This is a genomic window from Pseudorhodobacter aquimaris (genome assembly GCF_001202025.1).
In the GTDB taxonomy this organism is placed as follows: Bacteria; Pseudomonadota; Alphaproteobacteria; order Rhodobacterales; family Rhodobacteraceae; genus Pseudorhodobacter; species Pseudorhodobacter aquimaris.
Genome location: NZ_LGHS01000070.1, coordinates 151794 through 174135 on the forward strand (window position 1 = coordinate 151794; position 22342 = coordinate 174135).

20 protein-coding genes are annotated in these 22342 nt (G+C 60.7%); 11 read left to right on the forward strand and 9 right to left on the reverse strand.

Features of this window, described 5'->3' with window-relative positions; all coding sequences use genetic code 11:
• Positions 1–19: 19 nt before the first annotated feature.
• The 3 genes from AKU94_RS15140 to AKU94_RS15150 are packed head-to-tail and all read right to left on the reverse strand — an operon-like array spanning position 20 to position 4100.
• On the reverse strand, positions 20–892 hold the full coding sequence (locus AKU94_RS15140) for an FAD:protein FMN transferase (RefSeq protein ID WP_050528090.1): 873 nt from the start codon (positions 890–892) through the stop codon (positions 20–22).
• A complete protein-coding gene (locus tag AKU94_RS15145; RefSeq protein ID WP_050528165.1) occupies positions 889–2088 on the reverse strand; it encodes an NnrS family protein in 1200 nt (399 codons plus the stop codon). Before AKU94_RS15145 ends, AKU94_RS15140 begins: the two co-directional genes overlap by 4 nt.
• Positions 2089–2099: 11 nt before the next feature.
• Complete coding sequence (locus AKU94_RS15150; protein ID WP_050528091.1) at positions 2100–4100, reverse strand: 4Fe-4S binding protein; 2001 nt, start codon at positions 4098–4100, stop codon at positions 2100–2102.
• Between the two features lie 135 nt (positions 4101–4235).
• On the opposite strand from AKU94_RS15150, the gene AKU94_RS15155 reads away from it, so the two are divergent.
• The 10 genes from AKU94_RS15155 (at position 4236) to AKU94_RS15200 (ending at position 13223) form a co-directional block, all read left to right on the forward strand.
• A complete protein-coding gene (locus tag AKU94_RS15155; protein ID WP_050528092.1) occupies positions 4236–6002 on the forward strand; it encodes a nitrite reductase in 1767 nt (588 codons plus the stop codon).
• Between the two features lie 77 nt (positions 6003–6079).
• The gene (gene cobA / locus AKU94_RS15160) at positions 6080–6883 is read left to right on the forward strand and encodes a uroporphyrinogen-III C-methyltransferase (RefSeq protein ID WP_050528093.1); all 804 of its coding nucleotides are present in this window, start codon (positions 6080–6082) and stop codon (positions 6881–6883) included.
• Complete coding sequence (locus AKU94_RS15165) at positions 6876–7172, forward strand: c-type cytochrome (RefSeq protein WP_050528094.1); 297 nt, start codon at positions 6876–6878, stop codon at positions 7170–7172. Before cobA ends, AKU94_RS15165 begins: the two co-directional genes overlap by 8 nt.
• Before the next feature lie 4 nt (positions 7173–7176).
• Positions 7177–8319 carry a cytochrome D1 domain-containing protein gene (locus AKU94_RS15170; RefSeq protein ID WP_050528095.1) on the forward strand — a complete coding sequence of 381 codons (1143 nt, stop codon included), beginning with the start codon at positions 7177–7179 and terminating at the stop codon, positions 8317–8319.
• Positions 8320–8321: 2 nt separating this feature from the next.
• Positions 8322–9299 (forward strand): siroheme decarboxylase subunit beta, encoded by a 978-nt coding sequence (ahbB, locus tag AKU94_RS15175; protein WP_050528166.1) that lies wholly within the window; start codon positions 8322–8324, stop codon positions 9297–9299.
• A complete protein-coding gene (locus tag AKU94_RS15180) occupies positions 9299–9772 on the forward strand; it encodes an Lrp/AsnC family transcriptional regulator (protein ID WP_050528096.1) in 474 nt (157 codons plus the stop codon). The genes ahbB (AKU94_RS15175) and AKU94_RS15180 overlap by 1 nt, the downstream gene beginning before the upstream one ends.
• Positions 9769–10254 (forward strand): siroheme decarboxylase subunit beta, encoded by a 486-nt coding sequence (gene ahbB / locus AKU94_RS15185; RefSeq protein ID WP_050528097.1) that lies wholly within the window; start codon positions 9769–9771, stop codon positions 10252–10254. Before AKU94_RS15180 ends, ahbB (AKU94_RS15185) begins: the two co-directional genes overlap by 4 nt.
• 3 nt (positions 10255–10257) lie before the next feature.
• A complete protein-coding gene (gene nirJ / locus AKU94_RS15190; protein ID WP_050528098.1) occupies positions 10258–11472 on the forward strand; it encodes a heme d1 biosynthesis radical SAM protein NirJ in 1215 nt (404 codons plus the stop codon).
• A complete protein-coding gene (locus tag AKU94_RS15195) occupies positions 11447–13000 on the forward strand; it encodes a nitrite reductase (protein ID WP_050528099.1) in 1554 nt (517 codons plus the stop codon). The genes nirJ and AKU94_RS15195 overlap by 26 nt, the downstream gene beginning before the upstream one ends.
• A 25-nt stretch (positions 13001–13025) precedes the next feature.
• Positions 13026–13223, forward strand: coding sequence for a hypothetical protein (locus AKU94_RS15200; RefSeq protein WP_332307235.1), 198 nt, complete (start codon positions 13026–13028; stop codon positions 13221–13223).
• On the opposite strand, the gene AKU94_RS15205 is transcribed toward AKU94_RS15200, so the two are convergent.
• From AKU94_RS15205 to AKU94_RS15220, 4 genes are all read right to left on the reverse strand, one after another.
• Positions 13220–13885, reverse strand: coding sequence for a sirohydrochlorin chelatase (locus tag AKU94_RS15205; RefSeq protein ID WP_050528101.1), 666 nt, complete (start codon positions 13883–13885; stop codon positions 13220–13222). The genes AKU94_RS15200 and AKU94_RS15205 overlap by 4 nt on opposite strands.
• Before the next feature lie 77 nt (positions 13886–13962).
• Complete coding sequence (locus tag AKU94_RS15210; RefSeq protein ID WP_050528102.1) at positions 13963–14349, reverse strand: hypothetical protein; 387 nt, start codon at positions 14347–14349, stop codon at positions 13963–13965.
• A 163-nt stretch (positions 14350–14512) separates the two neighbouring features.
• A complete protein-coding gene (locus tag AKU94_RS15215) occupies positions 14513–15046 on the reverse strand; it encodes a peptidoglycan-binding domain-containing protein (RefSeq protein WP_050528103.1) in 534 nt (177 codons plus the stop codon).
• A 137-nt stretch (positions 15047–15183) separates the two neighbouring features.
• Positions 15184–16668, reverse strand: coding sequence for an NAD-dependent succinate-semialdehyde dehydrogenase (locus AKU94_RS15220; RefSeq protein ID WP_050528167.1), 1485 nt, complete (start codon positions 16666–16668; stop codon positions 15184–15186).
• Between the two features lie 83 nt (positions 16669–16751).
• Here AKU94_RS15220 and AKU94_RS15225 point away from each other — a divergent pair, with 83 nt between their 5' ends.
• A complete protein-coding gene (locus AKU94_RS15225) occupies positions 16752–17531 on the forward strand; it encodes an alpha/beta hydrolase (RefSeq protein WP_050528104.1) in 780 nt (259 codons plus the stop codon).
• Here AKU94_RS15225 and AKU94_RS15230 read toward each other — a convergent pair.
• Both AKU94_RS15230 and AKU94_RS15235 read right to left on the reverse strand, forming a co-directional pair.
• Positions 17528–20905: an efflux RND transporter permease subunit gene (locus AKU94_RS15230; RefSeq protein ID WP_050528105.1), complete on the reverse strand. Its 3378-nt coding sequence runs from the start codon at positions 20903–20905 to the stop codon at positions 17528–17530. The genes AKU94_RS15225 and AKU94_RS15230 overlap by 4 nt on opposite strands.
• Before the next feature lie 4 nt (positions 20906–20909).
• Positions 20910–22220 (reverse strand): efflux RND transporter periplasmic adaptor subunit, encoded by a 1311-nt coding sequence (locus AKU94_RS15235; RefSeq protein ID WP_050528106.1) that lies wholly within the window; start codon positions 22218–22220, stop codon positions 20910–20912.
• Positions 22221–22342 lie beyond the last annotated feature (122 nt).

Below are 22342 nucleotides of genomic sequence, written 5' to 3' on the forward strand. Positions count from 1 at the left end.
TAGCGCATGGTTTAGGGTTTTAGACAATTCTTTCCAATGAGGCGAGCGGAAAGCGCGCCAGGGTTGTGTTAATTGCTGGTCGCGGCATCAGGCAGAAGGCGGTGGACAGCGCATCAGCAAGCGCGGCTGTGGGGGCAGATACCGAAACCGTGGACCAAAGCGGAACCAGCTTTGGGTGCAAGATATGCGGGCTTGCCTGCCCGATCAGCGTTCCCCTTGGGCTGGAGGTGGCAAGCGCGCGGTTGGATAGTTCAACGCGTGCCAGCTCGGCGCCACCGGGGTTCGCGATGGCTGCGCGCCAAGGTGTGCCATTCTGGTTTTGACCGAGGGCGACCACCTCGCCCATATCGATCAGGACATCACGGAACCCTTCGCTGCGCAAAAGATCCGCGATACGGTCAGCGGCCCAGCCTTGGGCAATGCCGTTGAAAGTAAGCGCCGCGCCGCGCGGCAGGGTGATCTCGGACTTGCTATGGGTGATCCGGCCCCAGCCAACATGTTTCGCTGCGGCCTGCGTGTCGTCGCCCTGCGCCTGCGCCAGCCAGAGCGGCTGAACAGAGGGGTCAAAGGCCCCATTGGTCGTGCTGTGGATTTGGTCCGAAAGCACCATAAGCCCCGCCAGATCCGGGTCGGGATAGGCAAGATGCCCATTCCGGTTCAACCTGCGCAGGGCGCTGTCTTGATGCAATGAGGCGGCTTGCTCAACCCGGGCAATTACGCGTTCCACCTTATGCCAGACCAGCGCTGCCTGTGCTGCAGGCACGCCGACCAGCCGCAGATGCAACGCGGATCCCAAGCCCTTGCCGTGCCAGTCTTGCACCTGTGCGGTAGCAAGGGCGGGCCCGGCGGCAAAGGCTGCGGAAATCGCAAGGAAACGACGACGTTTCATCATTGCGGGGCCTTTTCTGTGCGGCTGGCGCGCGCGCCCCAGATCGGTTCCCACATACAGGCTGTAAACAGCGCAAATGCAATGATCCAAAGCGCCCCCGCCGTCAGCACCGCTGGATAGTAAAGCCCGGGCAAGACCGAGCCGATGACGCGTGCCAGAACCGCCAGCGGAATCAGCGCATAGCCAACAGCCACCCCGCGCGGGGCGATCAGGGCCCGCCCGCTGTGGCCCAGTATCGCACGTGACATCACGGCATAGGTCATGGTGCCGACGCCGCCGATACCCAGAATATGCAGGGCGGCCATCTCGTTCCCGATCCCGATATCCGAAAGGCCAAGGAACAAAAAGCCCGCCGCATTCAGCGCATAACCGATGTGCATCACCCATAGAATCGGCTGACGCCATGTCCAAAGACCGCGCCACAGTGCCACGCGCGCCAATCCGGCAAGACCGGCCGCAATGGCCGTGGCCCCCATGATCCCGTCCGGCAGACCCAACAGATAGCCCGCAGGTTGAATCAAGGCCGCCGCAATCGCAAAGGCCGCCAAGGGCGCGGGGTTGCGCGGCAGGTCATGTTCGCGGCCCGCACGCACCATCGCATTGCGGGTAAAGCCCGGTGTGACCCGCCCGCCAAGCACCATAATCATGGCACAAAGCGTCACCAGCCCCATGCGCAACCCGGCCCAAACCCCGTCTTGCAGCAGATCGACCCATTCCATATGCACCATCAGATTGGCCGCCCAGTAAAGCGTGAGGATCACCATAAAGATCATCTGTTGCGGCTTGGGCTTGTGCAGCAGTTGCATCAATACCTTCAGCATCAAGACAGGCACAAAGGCAAGATCGGCCACGGCAACAATGGTGGGTGGCAAAACGCCGGAATACCAAAGCGCCAACCGCCCCAGCAGCCAAAGCCCTGCAACCACCGCAACAAACACATGCGGTGCGGCCTTGGCCCCGGTCCAGTTCGGCACCGCTGTCAAGAAAAACCCGCCAACAGCGGCCGCACCAAAGCCAAAGATCATCTCATGCGCGTGCCACAGATGCGGGGCAGGGCGCACAGGCAAATCCGCCATGCCGCCCATGGCCTGAATCGCAAGCCAGCCTTCCCAGACCGCAATCGACAGCATGGCAAACAGGGCTGCAGCCAGAAAAAAGACCCTGTAACCATCACTAAAGAACCGTTTGAGGGTGGTCATCGTCATTCTCCTTAGGATGTGCGGGCGCGGCGTTTCAGGACGGGGCATTGGGTAGGGTCCGCCATGATCACCTGACAGCGCAGGCACAAAACACATTCATTGGGGTTGATGCGGCCCAAGGGGTCTATCGCACCTACGGTACATTTGGTTTCACACAGGCGGCATTCACGTCCGCATTGTGGACGCCGACGCAGCCAGTCAAAGATTTTCAACTTGGCAGGAATTGCCAGCCCTGCGCCAAGCGGGCAAAGGTAGCGGCAAAAGAATCGCTCAATGAACAAACCTGCGCCAAGCAACAGCAGCACGAACAGCACGAAGGGCCAGGCGCGGATGAACCGCATGGAGATGGCGGTTTTGAACGGCTCCACCTCGGCCAGCAGAATCGCGTCATGCATGGAATAAAAAGACATGGCGAGGATCACCACGAACAGCGTATATTTGATCACCCAAAGCCGCTCATGCACCCCCTGCGGCACTGCGATCTGCCGGATGCCAAGGCGTTGGGCCGCAGCATTTGTCAGCTCTTGCAGCGCGCCAAATGGGCACAGCCAGCCGCAGTAGACCCCGCGCCCCCAAAATAGCAGCCCCAGTGCGGTAAACCCCCAAAGCAAAAAGATTACCGGATCGGCTAGAAATGTCTCCCAGCGAAATCCGGTCAGCAGGGCATGGAGAAAGGCCACGACCTGCACCACCGAAAGCTGGCCATTCAACCCCATGCCCAACACCAGAAATGTGGTCAGCAAAAACCCGAGCCGCAGGCGGAGCCACAGTTTCGGGCGGCGGGTGATGGCACCTTGGGCAAAGAGGATCAGCGTCAGACAGGTCAGCATGACCACGACAATCACGGCCTCAGGCCGCTTTTTCATCCAGATATCATGCCAAAGCGGCGCGGCTTCGGGGGCGGCCAAGTGAAACGTTTCGGGTAGGCTGTAGGGCAGAGTGATGATCATTTCGATATCGGCACCGCTGCTGGGGCGGGTTGCGGTGACTTCTACCAAAAAGGGGACGGTGGGGTCGATTGTGGGGGGCAGAGCAAAGAGGCTGACCTCTTTCATCGCGGGTGCATCTTCGGGCACCAGACTTTCGATCATGGTATAGCTGTCTGCGCCCGGCTGCCAACGGGTGTTGCCTTGGACGATCGTCAGCCGGTCAAACACCCCGCTGCGCCGCCATGCGGTGCCGCGATGTGATTGCAACCCTGCAGATGCAACCATAAGCGCGGATTGCCCCGCGCCAAGCCCACCGATAATGCGGGTAAATTGCTGTTGTCCCAGCAGGTTTTGGCCAACGGTCGGTGTGTCGATGATCGCCGCATAAAGCCGCAAGAAATCCCCGTCACCGGGCTGAACCGGCACTTTGGCACCGGCAAGGGCGGCGGCGGCGGCGGTCATGCTGACTTGCGTTTCGGCCACAGCGTTCATCTGTTGCAGGCCCACCCAATCCAGCGGGGTAAAGCTGATCCGGTCAATACCTGCGCCGCGGATCAACCCGCGTGCAATTGCAATTGTGCGTGCGGTGCGCAAAATGCCATCGCGGATCACGCCGGTCGAAACTGTGGCGCGGCTGATCACATCGGGGGCATTTGCGGATATGCTCTCTGGCGCGGTCAGATCCAGCCCGGCGAACCCCGAGACATAGCGCGCGATATCCGCGTCCGAGATCCCCAGCGTCAGCACCGGTTCATTATGGTGCACCAATCGCGCGCCGGTAATGACCGCCATCGGTGACACCGCCACCAGTACATCCAAAGGCTGCCCCGAATAGCCGACCGACCCCGCAACCTCGCTGCTGGAGGCGATATGCCCGACAACCCCACCGCCTTGATACACATTCCAGCCCGGCACGCCCTCGGCCACGCGCTGAAGGGTGACCGGCCCATCAACCTTCAAAAGCTCTTGTGCCATGTCAGGGGTCGGCTCGGTGATGCCCTGCTCCCGGCCCTGACCGGATGCGGGGGCGATCCCGAGGGTCAGGCAAAATAGCAAAACAAAAAGGCGGGGCAATAAATACATATTTAGAAGGCCAGTCTCCAGATTTCTTCCTTTATGTTATGCACTGGCTTGCAGGGCCTTGACCTACGTCAAGGAGGGATGCGCCAAGGTTCACCATAATGTGTTCAGCCTTACCCGCTCAACGGAGATATTCATATGAAACCCCGAGCCACCAAAGCCAGGACGATTCTATGGGGCAGTGCAGCACTTGCGCTTGGCCTTCTTGCAGGTCCTGTCCTTGCACAAGACAAACCTGCCGATGTAGAGGATCACACCACCGGCCCCGCCGCGATGTATGAACCCAGCATGACGACTTTGGGCGAACTGAGGGTCGAAATCCCTGGCCGCCGCGAAGGCGACCCGGTGATGACCCAGGAAGAATTCCAGCGCGGCACCAAGATTTATTTTGAACGCTGCGCAGGCTGCCACGGCGTATTGCGCAAAGGTGCGACAGGCAAGGCGCTGACCACCGATCTGACCCGTGAAAACGGTTATGAGTATCTGCACAGCTTCATCACCTACGGTTCCCCCGCAGGGATGCCGAACTGGGGCACCTCGGGCGATCTGAGTGAAGACGATGTAGATCTGATGGCCCGCTATTTGCTCTTGGAACCGCCAGCACCGCCCGAATGGGGCATGCCGGAAATGATGGAAACCTGGAAGGTTCTGATCAAGCCTGAGGACCGTCCGACAGAAAAAATGAACGATATCGACATCGAGAACCTGATGTCTGTGACTCTGCGCGATGCGGGCGAGATTGCCCTGATCGACGGTGCCACCTATGAAATCCACTCCATCATCAAGACCGGTTATGCGGTTCATATCAGCCGGATTTCCGCTTCTGGCCGCTATTTGATGGTGATCGGCCGTGACGGTCTGGTCAATATGATTGACCTGTGGATGGAAAATCCTGAAACGGTTGCCAGCGTCAAAATCGGCATCGAGGCCCGCTCGGTCGAGACCTCGAAGTTTGAGGGCTGGGAAGACAAGCTGGCAATCGCCGGTGCTTATTGGCCGCCCCAGTTCGTCATCATGGACGGTGACACTCTGGAACCAAAGAAGATCGTTTCCACCCGTGGCATGGTCTATGACGAGCAGACCTACCACCCCGAACCGCGTGTTGCCGCGATTCTTTCCAGCCATTACAAGCCGGAATTTATCGTCAACGTGAAGGAAACCGGCAAGATCCTGATGGTCGACTATACCGACCTGGTTAACCTGAAAATCACCGAGGTAGAGGCAGAGCGCTTCTTGCATGATGGCGGTTTGGACAGCACCAAGCGCTATTTCATCACCGCGGCGAACGCGCGCAACAAACTGGTTGTGATCGACACCAAGGAATCCAAGCTGGTTGCCATCACCGATACCGAAGGCATGACGCCGCATCCGGGTCGCGGGGCCAACTTTACCCACCCGACCTATGGTCCGGTCTGGGCAAGCTCGCACCTTGGGGACGAATCGGTGGCACTTATCGGGACCGACCCTGAAGGTCACCCCGATCTGGCATGGCAGATCGTGGACACATTCAGCGCGCTTGGCGGTGGATCCCTGTTCGTGAAATCCCACCCGAATTCTGAACACCTCTATGTTGACGCTACGCTGAACCCTGATGCAGAAACTTCGGGTTCTGTGGCTGTGTTCAAGATCGGCGATATGGCGGCTGAGGGTGAGCCTGACTTTACCACCCTGCCGCTGGTCGAATGGGCCGGGATTACCGATGGTCAGCCCCGCGTCGTTCAGCCAGAGTTCAACAAAGAGGGCACCGAAGTGTGGTTCTCTATCTGGAACGCCAAGGACAAGGAAAGCGCGATTGTGGTCGTAGACGACAAGACGCTGGAATTGAAAAAGGTTATCAAGGACCCACGTTTGATCACGCCAACAGGCAAGTTCAACGTGTATAACACCGGTAAAGACGTTTACTGATCTGAAAAACAACTGTTTGGCCGGGGTATCCCCGGCCATTCCCCCCTTAACATCGCCAGCCCCTTAGGAAGCCAGTTATGAATGATGCCTCTCCCACGCAAAGTCTTGGCCGGGTCTTTTTGATCGGGGCAGGTCCGGGTGACCCAGAGCTTTTGACCGTCAAGGCCCTGCGCCTGATCCGGTCGGCCGATGTGGTGGTGTTTGATCGTCTGGTCAGCCCCGAGATCATGGCCTTGATCCCGCAGGGAACGAAATTGATCGACGTTGGAAAAATGCCTAAATGCCATAAGATGGCGCAGGGCGATATCAATGCGCTCTTGGTCAATCTTGCGCGCAAAGGTCTGATGGTGGCGCGGCTCAAGGGCGGTGACCCCCTGATTTTTGGCCGCGGTTCCGAAGAGGCCGAGGAGCTTTACGCAGCTGGTGTGACGGTTGGCTATGTGCCCGGCATCACGGCGGCCCAGGGGGCTGCCAGTGTGACGGGCGTGCCGCTGACCCACCGCGGGCTGGCGACCGGTGTGCGCTATGTCACCGGCCACCGGGCCAAGGATGCGCTGCTTGATCTGGATTGGGCCTCGCTTGCCTCCCCTGAAACGACGCTTGTTGTTTATATGGGGGCGTCGAATATTGCCGAAATATCAATGCGGTTGCAGGCAGAGGGCATGGCCCCTGATTTGCCGGTCATGGCCATTGCTTCGGCCACCACGCCGCGCGAAGAGCGTGTCGTTGGAACCCTTGCAGATATCACAGGGCGCGTTGAGGCCATGATGCTGGAGGCGCCGGTCTTGTTTATTATCGGACGGGTTGTATCCTTGTATGAAGAGATCTCCATCGCCCGCGCTATGGCCTGCGAAGGGCCGGGGATGGCGGCCTATGCGTAGCCTTGTGGCCCTGTTCTGTCTTGCCCTGCCGTTACATGCTCAAGTGCCCGCCGAGCGCGCAAAAGCACTGGAACATATGGTTATTCAAGATTGTGGATCATGCCACGGTTTGACTATGAAGGGCGGCCTTGGTAGCCCTTTGACACCTGATGCGCTGGACCATGCAGATGCCGAAGGGCTTGCGTTGATTATTCTCGACGGCGTTCCCGGAACGGCGATGCCGCCATGGCGCCCGCTTTTGACCGAAGCTGAGGCGATGTGGATCGCACACTACCTTAAAAAGGACTAACCCAATGAAAACCGCAGCACTTATCTTGTCTCTTCTGGCCTCTCCGGTGATGGCGGATGGGGTGCAGTCCACCGGCGATCTGGGGTTGGTGATCGAACGTGCAAGCGGCAGCCTTGTGGTTGTTGATCGTTCCGACCGCGCCGCGATTGGCCGGATAGAGGGGCTGGGTGATCTGTCGCACGCCAGCATGACCTATTCGCCGGATGAACGTTTTGCCTATATCTTTGCCCGCGACGGTGGCCTGTCCAAGGTCGATATCCTGACGCAAGAGGTGGTCGCGCGCACGGTTCAGGCAGGTAATTCCATCGGCGGTGCGATTTCCGATGATGGCCGCCTGATTGCCGTGTCCAATTACGAGCCCGGCGGGGTCAAGGTGTTTGACGCCGATACGCTTGATCTGGTTGCCGATATTCCGGCCGCGGGCAAGACCATCGGTCTGGTCGATGTGCCCGGCCGTCGCTTTGCATGGGCGGTCTGGGACAGTGGTGAGGTATTCCTAGGTGATTTCTCTGGCGCGGAGCCGGATATCAAGATGATCGGCAACGCGGGCAAGAACCCCTATGACGCGGTGCTGACCGATGATGCGCATACCTATCTTGTGGGGCTTTTCGGCGAAAAGGGTGTGACAGCCTTCGATCTGTGGGCGGATGCCCCCGAGCCCAAACGATTCCTGCAAGATTACGGCAAAACCTCCGAGGATCTGCCAGTTTACAAAATGCCCCATCTGCAAGGCTGGGCCTTCAGTTCGGGTCAGTTTGTATTGCCCGCCGTGGGCCAGCATGAGGTTCTTTGGGTCGACCGCAATAGCCTGGAGGAAAACGCGCGTACAGCGGTACATGGTCAGCCGGTGTTCATCATCGCCCAACCTGCCAGCCCCTATGTCTGGGTCAACTTCGCAACCCCTTTGAATGATACGGTGCAGGTGATCGACAGTCGCTCGCATGAGGTGGTGGCCACGCTGACCCCTGGCAAAGCCGTGTTGCATATGGAATTTGCACCACGCGGGGCTGAGGTCTGGATCTCCAGCCGCGATGACAACCGCGTCCTGATCTATGATACAAAAACCCGCGAAAAGCTGGCCGAGATTGAGGCCGCAGCCCCCTCGGGCATCTTCTTTACCGCCCGTGCCCATCAGCCAGGCCTATGACGATGGAACATTTTGACCGAATCGACACGCGCTTGTTGGATGAGTTCCAGCGTGATCTGCCATTGGTGCCACGCCCCTTTGGCGCGATGGCGCAAGCCTTGGGGCTGGAGGAGGCCTGTGTGCTGGACCGTCTGACCCGCCTCAAAGCGCAGGGCGCGCTGACACGGGTGGGCGCTACGATCCGGCCAAATACGGTGGCCGCTTCGACGCTGGCGGCCCTTGCCGTGCCCGAGGACCGGCTGGATGAGGTGGCCGCGATTGTCGGTGCGGAACCCGGCGTCAACCATTCCTATCTGCGTGAGGCGGAGTGGAACCTCTGGTTTGTCGCCACCTCCCCCGATGCTGACAAACTGGGTGCATCACTGGCGCGAATAGAGGCGCGCACAGGGCTGAGGGTGCTGGATTTGCGGCTGATCAAACCTTTTAACATTGATCTTGGTTTTCGGTTGACGGCCCATGCCCGCCCGATGGCCGCCCCCCGCGCGGTTGATCCTGCGGCTTTGCGGGTTGAGGATCGACCGCTGCTGCATGCCCTGTCGCAAGGACTTGATATTGTGGCCCACCCTTTTGCCGCCCTGGCCGACCGTCTGGGCTGGACCGAGGCGCAGGTTCTTGCCCGTATTGACGCCTTGCTCAAGGCGGGGCTGGTGTCGCGCCTCGGCGTGATCGTGCGGCACCGCACCTTGGGCTGGACCTCGAACGCCATGGTGGTTTGGGATGTGCCGGAAGGCGACATTGCGGCGGTGGGGCCAAAGCTGGCCGCCTTGCCGGGGGTGACGTTGTGCTATCAGCGCAGACCGGTGCCGGACGTCTGGCCCTATCAGCTTTACTGTATGATCCACGGCAAAAGCCGCGATCAGGCGCTGGCTGTGCTGGCAACTGCGCGTGCCTTGCCCGCGCTGTCCCAAGTGCCGCACCGGGTCTTGTTCTCGACCCGTTGCTTTAAACAATCCGGTGCCCAAATCGCGGAGGTGGTGTGATGCGCAGGGAGCCCTTGCCTAAAGATGCCTTGGATGAGGCCGACCGTGCCTTGATCAACACCCTGCAAGACGGTTTTCCCGTCAGCGCCGCCCCCTTTGCCGAGGTGGGGGCCGCACTGGCCCTGAGTGAGGATGACGTGATTGCCCGCCTTGCGCGCCTTCGCGATATCGGCGCGATCACCCGTTTCGGCCCGTTTCTGGATGCCGCCGCGATGGGCGGCGCATTTTGTCTCTGCGCGATGGCCGTCCCCGAGGAGCGATTTGACGAGGTCGTGACTTTGGTCAATGCCCATATCGAGGTTGCGCATAATTATGAACGCAAGCACGCGTTGAACATGTGGTTCGTGATGGCCTGCGAACGGCCCGAACAGATCAAAGAGATCGGCGCGCAAATCGAAGGGGAAACCGGTCTCAAGGTTCATCTGTTCCCTAAATTAGAAGAGTTCTTCATCGGCTTCAGGGTTCAGGCATGAGTATCGACAGTATCGACCGCAAGATCATCTCTGCCACGGCAAGCGGGCTGCCGTTGACGCCGCATCCCTACCGTGAGGTGGGCAATTGGCTGAACCTGACTGAAGAAGACGTGATGGCCCGTTTCACCAGGTTGCAAGAGGAAGGCATCATTCGCCGCATCGCCCTTGCGCCCAACCATTATGCCCTGGGCATGGTTGCCAACGGGATGAGCGTTTGGGACGTGCCTGATGATCGTGCCTCGGAAATCGGGCCGCAAATCGGGGCTTTGCATTTCGTGTCCCACTGCTATTTGCGGCCGCGCAGCCTGCCGGAATGGCCCTATAACCTGTTTGCCATGATTCATGGCGAAACCCGCGACGCGGTAGAGGGGCTGCGCGCCGAAATTGCCGGTCTTCTTGGTAATGATTGCCGGGCCAGCGACATACTCTATTCAACCCGCATCCTGAAAAAGACCGGGATGCGCCTGACAGAAAGGGCTTGACGCATGTTCCGCCTAAGCCAGTATATGCATGAACTTATCACCCCGACCGCCCCGCGCCGCCGCGCGCGTCCGGGCAATGTCAAACCGGTGGTGATCTGGAACCTTACCCGCACCTGCAACCTCAAATGTCGTCACTGCTATACCACATCCGCCGACGTGCCGTTTCCGGGGGAGTTGAGCCATGAGCAGGCAATCGGTGTCTTGGATGATCTGCACAGCTTTGGCATCCCTGCGCTGATTTTGTCAGGGGGCGAACCCCTGTCGCGGTTTGATTTCTTTGAACTGGCCGAACATGCGAAATCTTTGGGCTTCCGGCATTTGTCGCTGTCGACCAATGGGACCAAAGTTGCCGATAATATCGACCGTATCCATGCGCTTGGCTTTGATTATGTCGGGATTTCGCTGGACGGGATCGGTCAGGTCAACGACTGGTTTCGCGGGGTCGAGGGCGCGTTTGATGAGGCGTTGGCCGGCGTTCGGGCCTGCAAGGCGCGCGGCGTCAAGGTTGGCCTGCGCTTTACCCTGACCAAGGACAATGCCGAAACCCTGCCCGCGATGATCGATCTGTGCCGTGCCGAGGGGGTGGATAAATTCTACCTCTCGCATCTGGTTTACGCCGGTCGGGGCGACAAACACCGTGGTGAGGATACCGTTCACGACCACACCCGCGCCGCGATGGACCTGTTGATGGACCGCGCATGGGAGGCCGTGCAGGCGGGTGACGCATTCGAAGTGGTGACGGGCAATAATGATGCTGACGCGGTTTATTTCCTGCAATGGGCCGAGGCCCGCTTTGCGCCCGAAAAAATCGCCCATCTGCGCACGCATCTTGAGGCATGGGGCGGAAATTCATCGGGGCTTGGCGTGGGCAATATCGACCCGCAAGGCAAGGTCCATCCCGATACCTATTGGTCCGATTACACTGTGGGAAGCGTCAAGCAAACACCGTTCAGCGAACTTTGGACGGGGGATGACCATATGCTGGCCACCTTGCGCCAGCGCCCGCGCCCACTGAAGGGGCGCTGTGGTGACTGTGCCTTCAAGGCGGTTTGCGGCGGGAACACCCGCATTCGCGCGCTACAGGTGACGGGCGACCCCTGGGCCGAAGATCCGGCCTGCTATCTGACCAACGAGGAGATTGGCATCGAGGATGCCAGCCGCCTGACCGTCACTCCATTCCGAGGCAAAAGCCATGATCCGGCACATCGTTTCAACTAGTCTTTGCGCGCTGCTGGCGGGTCCGGTTCTGGCCGCGCCCGATGGTGCGATGATCTATGCCGATCAATGCGCCTCTTGCCATGCCGATACCCGTCTGGGCGGCACCGGCCCGGCCTTGATCCCCGAAAGCCTTGGCCGCCTGAAGGGGGCCGCACTTGAGGCGGTGATCGATCAGGGCCGCGCCATGACCCAGATGCCCAGCTTTCACACCACGCTTTCGGCGGCAGATATTGCGGCCGTTGCGGAATATATCTCGGCACCCTTGGCCACGCCGCCGGTTTGGGGCGCGGATGAGATCATGCAAAGCCGCGATTTGATGTCGGATTATACCCCCGCCACAGCGCCGGTCTTTACCGCCGACCCGATGAATATCACGCTGGTCGTGGAAACTGGCGACAGCCATATCTCGGTGCTGGACGGCGATACATTCGAGGTTCTTGACCGGTTTGAAACCCCCTATGCCGTGCATGGCGGGCCAAAGTTCAGCCCCGACGGGCGCTTTGTCTTTGTGATGTCGCGCGATGGCTGGGTGCAGAAATATGACATCTGGTCGTTGCAAGAGGTGGGCCGCATCCGCGCCGGTATTAACAGCCGCAATATCGCGATGAGCCATGATGGCAAATGGCTGGCGGTGGCCAGCTACCTTCCCAAGACGCTGACCATCCTGTCGACCGATGATCTTTCCGTGGCTAAGGTCATGGAGGTCAAAGGACGCGACGGCACGCCAAGCCGCGTTTCCGCCGTCTATCAGGCGCCACAGCGGGCATCCTTTGTGCTGGCGCTAAAGGATGTCCCCGAGATCTGGGAGGTGACGACCGACCCCGATGGCGGCCCGTTCCATGACGGCTTTGTCCATAGCCATGAGACAGGCATGAAAGAATCGCTGGGTGCGGAGCAAGGCCTGTTCGCACGCCGCCGGATTGATGTCTCGGCCCCCTTGGATGATTTCTTTTTCGATCCCGATTACCGCCATTTGATCGGTGCCAACCGGGGTGCCGATTCCGGTGTCGTGGTCAATCTGGATGTCGGCCGAGAGGTCGCAACCCTGCCGTTACCGGGCATGCCGCATCTGGGGTCCGGGATCACTTGGATGCGGGGGGATCATCGCGTCATGGCCTCACCGCATTTGCAAGAGGGGCGGATTTCTATCATCGATATGACGGATTGGTCGCTGATCAAGGTGATTGAAACTTCTGGCCCCGGTTTTTTCCTGCGCAGTCACTCAGGCACGCCTTATATCTGGGCGGGGGTGTTTACCGGCCCGAATAAGGGTCAGATGCACCTGATTGACAAGCAAAGCCTTGAGGTGGTCAAAGTGTTGATACCAGAGCCGGGCCTGACCGTGGCCCATACCGAGTTTACCAAGGATGGCAGCCATGCGCTGGTCTCTATTTGGGAAGATGATGGTGCGGTAATCGTGTTTGACGCGGCAACACAGACGGAAATCAAGCGCCTTCCGATGCGCAAACCTTCGGGGAAATACAATGTCTGGAACAAAATCTCATTCGAAGACGGAACCAGCCACTGAGAACCTGTGGAAGCTGGGGCTGATTTTGTGGCCCTTTGCGACCTCGGCGGTTGCGATCAATCTGTTCATGGTGGGGCTGATCGGGACGTGGCTAGGCCTGCCCGCGCTTTCGCCCTATAATGCAATGTGGGCGTCATTGCCCTTGGGACTGCCTGCGACATGGGCGGTCGCGCGCTGGGTGCGCGGCTTGATCCGAGAGGCCGAGGGCCGCAAGCAGGCCTAAGCGGCGGCACGCGCCAGCGCATTGGCAATCAGCCGCGCCACGCCGATATCCTCACCGATCGGGGGCAGCAGCGGGCCGTCGAATTGCGCCTCGGCCAAGGCTTCGGGCAGGTCGCCGACCACATGCCCCGCGCTGAGCGCAAAGAAGGGTATGCATGTGCCAGCGCCCATTTCACGCGCCACATCGACCAAAAAGGGGGCCTCTTCGACAAAGGCTGCGGTGATGGGACCGATCCCGCGCGCCTCCAGTTCCCGGGCCATCAGGTAGGTCGTATCGGATGAGGTTCTCGACACCTTGCTGCCATGTGCCGCAAGTAAGACATCGCCATGATCGGGAAGGGCGGCTGCGATCAGGTCAATTAGGGCCGGATCTGTGCCAAAAGGAGGGAGCTGTTGCAGGTCTTGCGCATTTGCTGCGGCCAGCCTGCGCGGCAAATTGGTGCGGGTGAACCAACCCTCGGCCATAAAGAACGGATAGATCAACGGTGACTGCATAGCGCCCAAGGCCGCTTCCAGCGCGCCGGGCATGGCCAGCGTCGTGCCCCTGATCTGCCATCCGGGCAGCCACATCCCGACGCGAACCGCCAAGGCCTTCATTGTAGCCTCTTGCGGCACCGGATCAGCCGGAGAGCCGTGGGATACCAGGATCGCCTCATGTGTCATAAATCCCGTCCCCTGTTCGATACGTTACGCTAACGGTTCTGATATAGGACGACCGCAGACCCTGACAAGCGGTGTGATCAGTCTGGTTTTTCTGCGGCGGGGGCCGGTTTTGCAGGCTGGAAATTTCGCGCCGTTCCCCAGACAGAGATATACATCTCAGCCTTGCCATCGGGGGCAAGATGTTCGGGCGTCAAACCGACCACACGCACGCGCAGGTGGTCGCCCCGGCGCAGGGCAGGGGACAATATCTGATCTGCTGTGGCCCGAAGATTGCCCAGATGCGCCATCACCTTGCGGCGTATCAAAAGTCGTTTCTTGGTGACAACACACCAAACGGTAATCACCCCGTTCTTGTCCAGCCGTAGTTCTGCGGTGTCACCAATGGACAGGCCGCTGTGCTTGATGGGCATTTGCAGGTCAAAGACTTTGGTTTTGTGGATGATTGGCTCGAGTAAATCCTGCACGTCACTGCCCCCTTATGGCCGGACCCTTCCTATGGGGGCTGTTGCGGGCCAGATGCAAGCGCAGTGCGCGGGTTTTTGCCGAATTCCGCGACCGGATGCCGATCCGGACTGCGTAATCTTGAACGGGGTGGCCCTTGGTGGCCACCCGCCGCGGGGTGTGCCCCTATCCCAGCAGGGCGCGATAGATCTGGCGCGCGCCGACAACAGAGCCGAGCGCGTTCTGATTACCCGACCTGCGCGCATATTGATAGACGGCCTGATAAGTGCCGGGCCCAAACGACCCGTCAATCGTGCTGTTATAAAAGCCTGCCCGCGCAAGCCGCCGCTGGATTTTCACCCGCTCGCGGTAGGAGTAGTTGTTGAAAACCCGCGCGGCGGCGGTGTCATATAGTCCCGACCCGTACGGCGCGGCATTGCCGATCACCCGACCGGTTTTATGGCGGGGTATATGGGCCTTGGGAGGTGTGTATTGGGGTTTATGTGGCTGATAGGCCGGCGCTCTATGGGGGTGGCGCTGTGGCGCGGCTTCGGCCTTTGATTTGCGATCGTTGTTTATAATGGCGCCAACTACGGCGACGGCGGCGATGCCCATCAGCACATTACGCTCTTTCTTGCCCAAGGCCTGTGCCGGGGCGGCAAGCCCCAGCGTCAATGACAGCACACAGGCCGTAGCGATTGTTTTGGAATGCAGCAGCATGATAGTTCCCTTTCTTCGGATACCCGCCAATCGGGGTGATGGGAAAACCATGCGCCTTGAGGCCGTGTTAGACAAAAACGGCCGGTTGTTAAGTGATAACAACCGGCCGTTTCCAAAGGTTTCGCTTCAGACCGGCCTTAGACGGACAGGCAGACGTATTTCATTTCCAAGAAGTCTTCCATGCCGTGACGGCTGCCTTCGCGGCCAAGGCCGGATTGCTTGACCCCGCCAAAGGGCGCCACTTCGGTTGAAATGATACCGGTGTTCACGCCGACGATGCCATATTCCAGACCTTCTTGAACACGCGTAACGCGGCCGATGTTCTGGGCATAGAAATAGGCGGCAAGACCAAAGATGGTATCATTGGCGCGCGCGATCACCTCTTCCTCGCTGTCGAATTTGAACAGCGGGGCCATAGGGCCAAAGGTCTCTTCCTGCGCGACCTTCATATCCTGGGTGACGCCGGTCACGATGGTCGGCTCAAAGAAGGAGCCGCCGAGCGCATGACGTTTGCCGCCTGTCACGACGCGGCCACCCTTGGCGACGGCATCGGCGATATGTTCCTCGACCTTTTCAACCGCGGCCACATTGACCAACGGCCCGAATTCCACCGCATCCGTCAAGCCGTCACCGACGCTGGTCTTGGCCAAAGCCTCGGCCAGCTTTTGCGTAAAGGCGTCATAGACACCGGCCTGCACATAGATCCGGTTGGCACAAACGCAGGTCTGCCCGTTATTGCGGAATTTCGACGCCATCGCCCCCTGAACGGCCGCATCCAGATCGGCGTCATCAAAGACGATGAACGGCGCATTCCCGCCCAGCTCCATCGAGCATTTCATCACCTGATCGGCGGCCTGTTTCAACAAGATCCGCCCGACTTCGGTGGACCCGGTAAAGGTCAGCTTGCGCACGATCGGGTTTTCACAGAACTCTTTGCCGATGTCCGAGGACCGCTTGGAGGTGATGACCGAAAAGATCCCCTTGGGCAGGCCCGCGCGGTCGGCCAGCACCGCCAGCGCCAGCGCCGACAAAGGTGTTTCCGCCGCAGGCCGCGAGACAAAACCACAGCCCGCCGCCAGTGCTGGACCGCATTTGCGTGTGATCATCGCGTTGGGAAAGTTCCACGGCGTGATCGCGCCGACAACCCCGATGGGCTGTTTCAGGACGGTGATCCGCTTGTCGTGCATATGACCGGGGATGGTTTCACCGTAAACGCGTTTGGCCTCTTCGGCGAACCATTCGATAAAGGAGGCACCATAAGCCACTTCTCCCTTGGCTTCGGCTAGCGGTTTGCCCATCTCGGCGGTCAGGATCGCGCCCAGATCATCCTGGTTTTCCATCATCAGATTGTACCAGGCGCGCAGGATGTTGGTGCGCTCCTTGGCGGGGCGGGCGGCCCATTCCTTCATCGCGTCATTGGCGGCGGCAATCGCACGGGCGGTTTCGGCACGGCCAAGGTTCGGGACCGAACAGATGACATCGCCGCGTGCCGGGTTTGTTACCTCAAACGTGCCGCCATCATCGGCATCGACCCATTCGCCGGCGACATAGGCCTGCGTGGCCAGCAGGCTGGGATCTTTGAGCATTGCGCGAAGATCGGTTGCAGTGGATGTATTGGACATAAAAGCCTCCCCTTCAGGTTCGGCATATGCAAACCATGGGCGGGCATGGATGTCTAGTTCTGCGAGCAAAGAAGGGGACAAAAATGGATATGGATCTGGCCTATGCGAATGGGGCCTTTATTGCAGGTGCCGAGGATTACCCCCCGCGCTGGACGGCCAAAGCGGCAACGTTTCGCGCAGGTTTGGGGGCGCGGGCGCAGGCATTGACTTATGGTTCGGGCGCGCGGCAACGGTTTGATCTTTTTATCCCCGAGGGGGAGGCCAAAGGCTGTGTTACCTTTATCCATGGCGGTTATTGGATGGCCTTTGACCATTCGATCTGGTCACATTTGGCGGCAGGGGTTCTGGCGCGGGGATGGGCCTGTGCGATGCCCTCCTATACGCTGGCACCCGAGGCGCGGCTGACCGCGATGACGGCCGAGATGGTGCAGGCCTTGGCCGCCATCTCGGCCCATGTGCCCGGCCCGCAGGTTGTGACCGGCCATTCGGCGGGCGGGCATCTGGCGGCGCGGATGGGATGCGCCGATCTGGCGGTGCCGGATGTGGTGCGGGTGGTGCCGATATCCCCCTTGGCAGAGCTGGAGCCACTGCGCCATACGGATATGCAGGCGACATTGCGGCTGGATGATGCCGAGATTGCCGCCCAAAGCCCCGCGCGGCTGGATTTGCGCCGCAACATGCAGGCTCACGTCTGGGTCGGCGGGCAGGAACGGCCCAGCTTTCTGTGGCAGGCGCGGCTTTTGTCGGAACATTGGGGCTGCGATTGGACGGTTGCTGCGGGCAGGCACCATTTCGATGTGATCGATGCGCTGGAAGACCCTGCCTCGCCCTTGGTGGAGGCTTTGGTTGGTGGGCTGGGCTAGGGCCTGCCCGCTTGCCGCTTGCCAAGCAGCCAAAACCCGAGCGCATAGGTGGCCAACAAAAGCGCCACCGTGCCGCCCAAAAACAACCCCAGCACCGCAGATGTGCCCTCAACCCCCAGCGGCACAAGCGGCGCGCCCGTCACCAGAACCCCGCCAAGGGTCAGTGCGAACCATGCCGCCACCGCAACCAAAGCGCCCCATAGCAACAGGCGCAGATGCGGGGCTGCTCGGGCGCGCAACCCGCGCCGCAATGCCCCGAGCTGACGACCGAAATCGGCCTGCACCGCCAGCACCGCCGGCACCAAAAGCAGGACCAGAACCATCCCGAACCCCAGCCCGTAGACCAGCGTGATCACCGTGGGCCGCAAGAATTCCGCCTGTGAGGAACGTTCATAGAGCAAGGGCGCAAGGCCCATCACGGTGGTCGCCGTCGTCAGGAACACTGGCCGCAACCGGTCCGATACCGCGTCGACAATCGCCGGATATAGCCCGCGCTTTTCAGAGTATTCATCAATGGTAGAGACCAGAACAATGGAATCGTTGATGATAATCCCCGTCATCCCGATCATGCCAACGATGGAAAACATCGACAGCGGCACCCCCCAGAAGTGATGCCCGTAAACCGCCCCGATCAAACCAAAGGGGATCACAACCATCACCACCACAGGGCGTGTCCAACTGGCAAAGACCCAGGCCAGCACCATATAAATCCCCAAAAGACACAGCATCAGGCCAAGGACAGCATCGCCCAGAAATGCGCTTTGTTGTTCGGCCAATCCGCTTTGGCGGGTGGTGACGCCGAATTCCTGTTCCAGCTTGGGCAGGATATCTTCGGTCAGGGCGCGCTGGACCTCGGCGGCGCGGGCGGGGTCGTCCTCGGCGATATCGCCCGAAACGGTGACGATGCGCAGCCCGTTTTCACGCCGGATTGTGGAGAAACCGGAGCGACGCTCTACGGTGACGATATCGCCCAGGGGGACGTAGACGCCGGGGCTGGCGCGCAGCAATGTGCTTTCGAGAAAATCAGCCGTAAGTTCGTCTGCGGGCAGCTCTACCCGGATCGCGGCCGATCGCGTACCATCGGGAAAGGTTGCGGCCTCTATCCCGTTCAGCCGGTCACGCAAGACGCGCCCCAATCCGGCCGCCTCGAACCCCAGCGCCTGACCTTGCGGGGTCAGCGACAGGACCAGCTCTTCCTTGTCATAGGCAAGGCTATCCTCTAACGCGGAAACCTCGGGGAAGGGGGCCATGGCGGTTTTCAAGGCTTCGGCGGCGGCTTTCAGCACCTCGGATGAGGCCCCCGAAATATCCACCGACAGGGCATCGCCACCGGGGCCAAAACGTGCGCCGCGAAAACTTAGCTCTTCCAGCAGGGGATGGGGGCGGACCTCATCTTGCAGGTCGGCCAGAAAGCTTGAGGTGGCATAGGGGCGGTCATCAGGGTCGATGATTTCAATCGAGATCCCGCCCAGCAAATCCGCATCCTTGGTATCGGCACTGGACAGGCCGCGCCCCGCACCGCCGCCGACCTCGGCCATGACGAAACTTGCCGGATTGGTGCCGTATTCAGCCGTATAGCGCGCGGTGACGGCATCTGTGGCACGTTGCAATTCGCGCATCATCGCCAGCGTATCCTCGCGCGTGGCGCCGGGCAGCATGGCGAAATTGCCAGAGATAGAGGATTGCTCGGGCGAATTGAAGAACCGGAATTTCAGATCCCCGCTGATGAAAAGTGCTGCCTGCGTGGCAAGCAGCAGCAGGGCAAGGGCAATCGCCGCCATCCGGGCGCGGATTACCAAAGCCACCAGCGGGCGCACGGCCACGCGGATCAGCCATTGCAGGCCCTTGTTCATCTGGCGTGAGGGCCAGTCATACCACGCCTCTTCCTTGGCGGCGCGCAGGGCATGGGCCATATGGTTGGGCAGGATCACAAAACATTCCACAAGGCTTGCCATCAGCACCGCGATCACGGTCACCGGAATATCCGCGACAAGGGAGCCAAAGCGCCCGCTGATGACCATAAGACCGGCAAAAGCGATCACCGTGGTCAGGGTCGAGGCAACAACCGGCATCGACATGCGCGCAGCGGCGTTCTCGGCGGCCTCGGTCGCGGGTTCGCCCAAATGGCGCGCGCGAAAATCGGCGTGTTCGCCCACCACAATCGCATCATCGACGATGATCCCCAAGGTGATGATCAGCGCAAACAGCGAGATCATGTTCAACGTCAGGCCAAAGCCATACATCAAGGCCACCGCCGCCAGCAGCGAAACAGGTATCCCCGCCGCCACCCAAAGCGCCGTGCGGGCATTGAGGAACAAAAACAACAGCCCCACCACCAAGGCCAGCCCAAGGGCGGCGTTATCAAGCAGCAGCTCTAACCGGCTGGCGATATATTCGGCCCTTTCGCGCACCAGTTCAACCTTGGTTTCGGGCGGCAAGAGCGGGGTCATCTGGTCAATGACGGCCTGCACCTCGGCCTGCATACGGATGGCGTCGCCGGTGTCGTTGCGGTCCACGCGCAGGGTCATGGCGGGGTTCGGCCCGACAAAAGTGGCGCGCCCCCGATCGGCGGCGCTGTCGCGGACATCGGCCAGATCGCCAATCGTCAGCGAGGTGCCATCCGGCTCTTGCCGCAGCACAATCGCGCGGATATGATCGGCGGTGCGCGCCTCTTGGCCCGTGCGCACCCGCGATGCCCCGCCGCCCACATCCCCCGCCGGGGCGGATTGCACTTCGGCGGCAATGGCGGTTGCGATCTCGGCCATGGTGATGTCATGGACAATCAGACTGGCCGAGGTGACCTCTACCATAATCTCGGGGTCGGCGAGGCCACGAATGGTGGTGCGGGTGATGCCGCGATCAAACAGACGCGTCACCAGCTCATCCGCGAAACGGCCAAGCTGGTCCACCGCAACAGGGCCGGTAAGGACCACATCCGTCACCCGGTCCCGCCATGCGCCGCGCCGGACCACCGGATCATCGGCATCGGCGGGCAGGGTGTTTACGGTATCAATCGCGGTTTGCGTATCATCGGCGGCTTTTTGCAAATCCATGCCGGGCTCAAACTCCAGCGTGATGCGCGCGCTGCCCTCTGATGACAGCGAAGTCACATCCGTCACCCCGTCAACCGTCAGCAGCACAGGTTCAAGCAGTTGCACAATCGCGCGGTCCACATCCTCGGCGCCGGCCCCGTCCCATGTGGTTGTGATGCTGATCTCCGAGATGATGACATCGGGAAAGAACTGTGCGCGGATGCGGCTGGCGGCGGCAAGCCCGGCCACGACCATCACTGCAAGCACCAAATTGGCCAGCGTGCCGTGGCGGGTGAAGTAAGAGAGGGCCCCCTTGGCGTGGCGTGTCGAGCTGCGCGCCATTGCCTTAGCCCCCCGCCGGCTTGGTGGGGGGCGCGCTGTTTGTGGCCTCGGGGCGGATCGGGTTGACCTTGATCCCTGCACCCAAAAGCGGGGAACGTTCACCGATGATCTCGCGCCCCGCGATACCGTCGGGGGCAAGGATCACAAGGTCGTCTTGACGGCGCAAAAGCCGTGCGGGCAGGGATTGCAGCCTGTCGTCGGGACCAAGGGCCAACACCGTCCCATCCGCGCCATAGGCGGAGGCGGGCAGGGCAATTGCTGCGGGTATTTCAGGCTCTGCCACCCGCACGGTCACGAAATCGCCAGAGCGAAAGCCGGGCGCATGGGTTAGCGTGGCATAGACCAGACGCCCCGTCTGCCCTTCGCCCACGGCGGCCCCTGCGCGGGTCAGCCGCCCGTGGGCCACAAGCTCGGCACCCGAGGCGGCCAGCGCGGCGGTGACATCGGCGGTGATCAGCGCACCCCGATCATCCAGCAGCCGCGAGAATTGCGCGGTCGAGATGCGAAAGGCGACCTCTAACGCATCGGGATCAATCAGGTCGCCCAAACGTTCGTTGCTGCCAAGGATACGACCGGGAACGGTGGTGATCCCGCTCAACATCCCGTTAAACTCGGCGAAAAGCCTGGTTTCGCGCAGGGCGCGTTCGGCCTCGGCCAGGGTGATGGCTTGGCGAGAGAGCGCGATGTCGGCCTGATCGACCCGCGCCTCGGCCTGTGCCAGGGCCGAGCGGCGCGACAAAACCGCCTGATCGGCCGCTGAGGCCGCAAGGGCTGCGGTTTCGACCGCCGACGCCGAGCCGACACCTCGGGTTTCGAGGTCTTGCTGACGGGTCAGGGCCTGTTCGCGCAGATCAGCCTGTGCGCGGGCGGCGGCAACATCGTCACGCGCCAGCAGCAAGGCGCGCGCGGCCTCGACCTGCTCTGCCCTTGCGCGGTCCATATCCGATTGCGCAAGGTCGCGGGTGGCCATGGCATCTGCCGGATCAAGACGCAGCAAAAGCTGTCCTTTGGTGACAGGTGCGCCATCCTCTACCCCCTTGCCCAAGGCGATAACCGTGCCTGCGCGCGGTGCGCGCAGTTCCAGCGTGCGGCGGCTGCGGATCTCGCCAAAGGCGGTGAGGACGGGGGCAAAGGGCGAAACCTTTGCCGTGATTACATTGGCGGAAAACACACGCTCACGGGCGGTTTGCGCAGGGCGGCCGTCCGCGGACCTGGCCTCAAAGGCTGTGCGCAGAGTTTGAACCGCCACCCCTAAAAGGCCGATGGTGACGGCCAGAATAAAGAGGCCAACAAGGGAGCGTCTGAAAAACCGCATCTGGATACTCCGCCGGGGGACTACATTCCTATACGCCCGTCCGGCGCCATTCGATGAAACACTAACCCATGTGATGTGTTCCGGGAAATATAACATTCCGTCGCATGCATGTGTGTGGAATA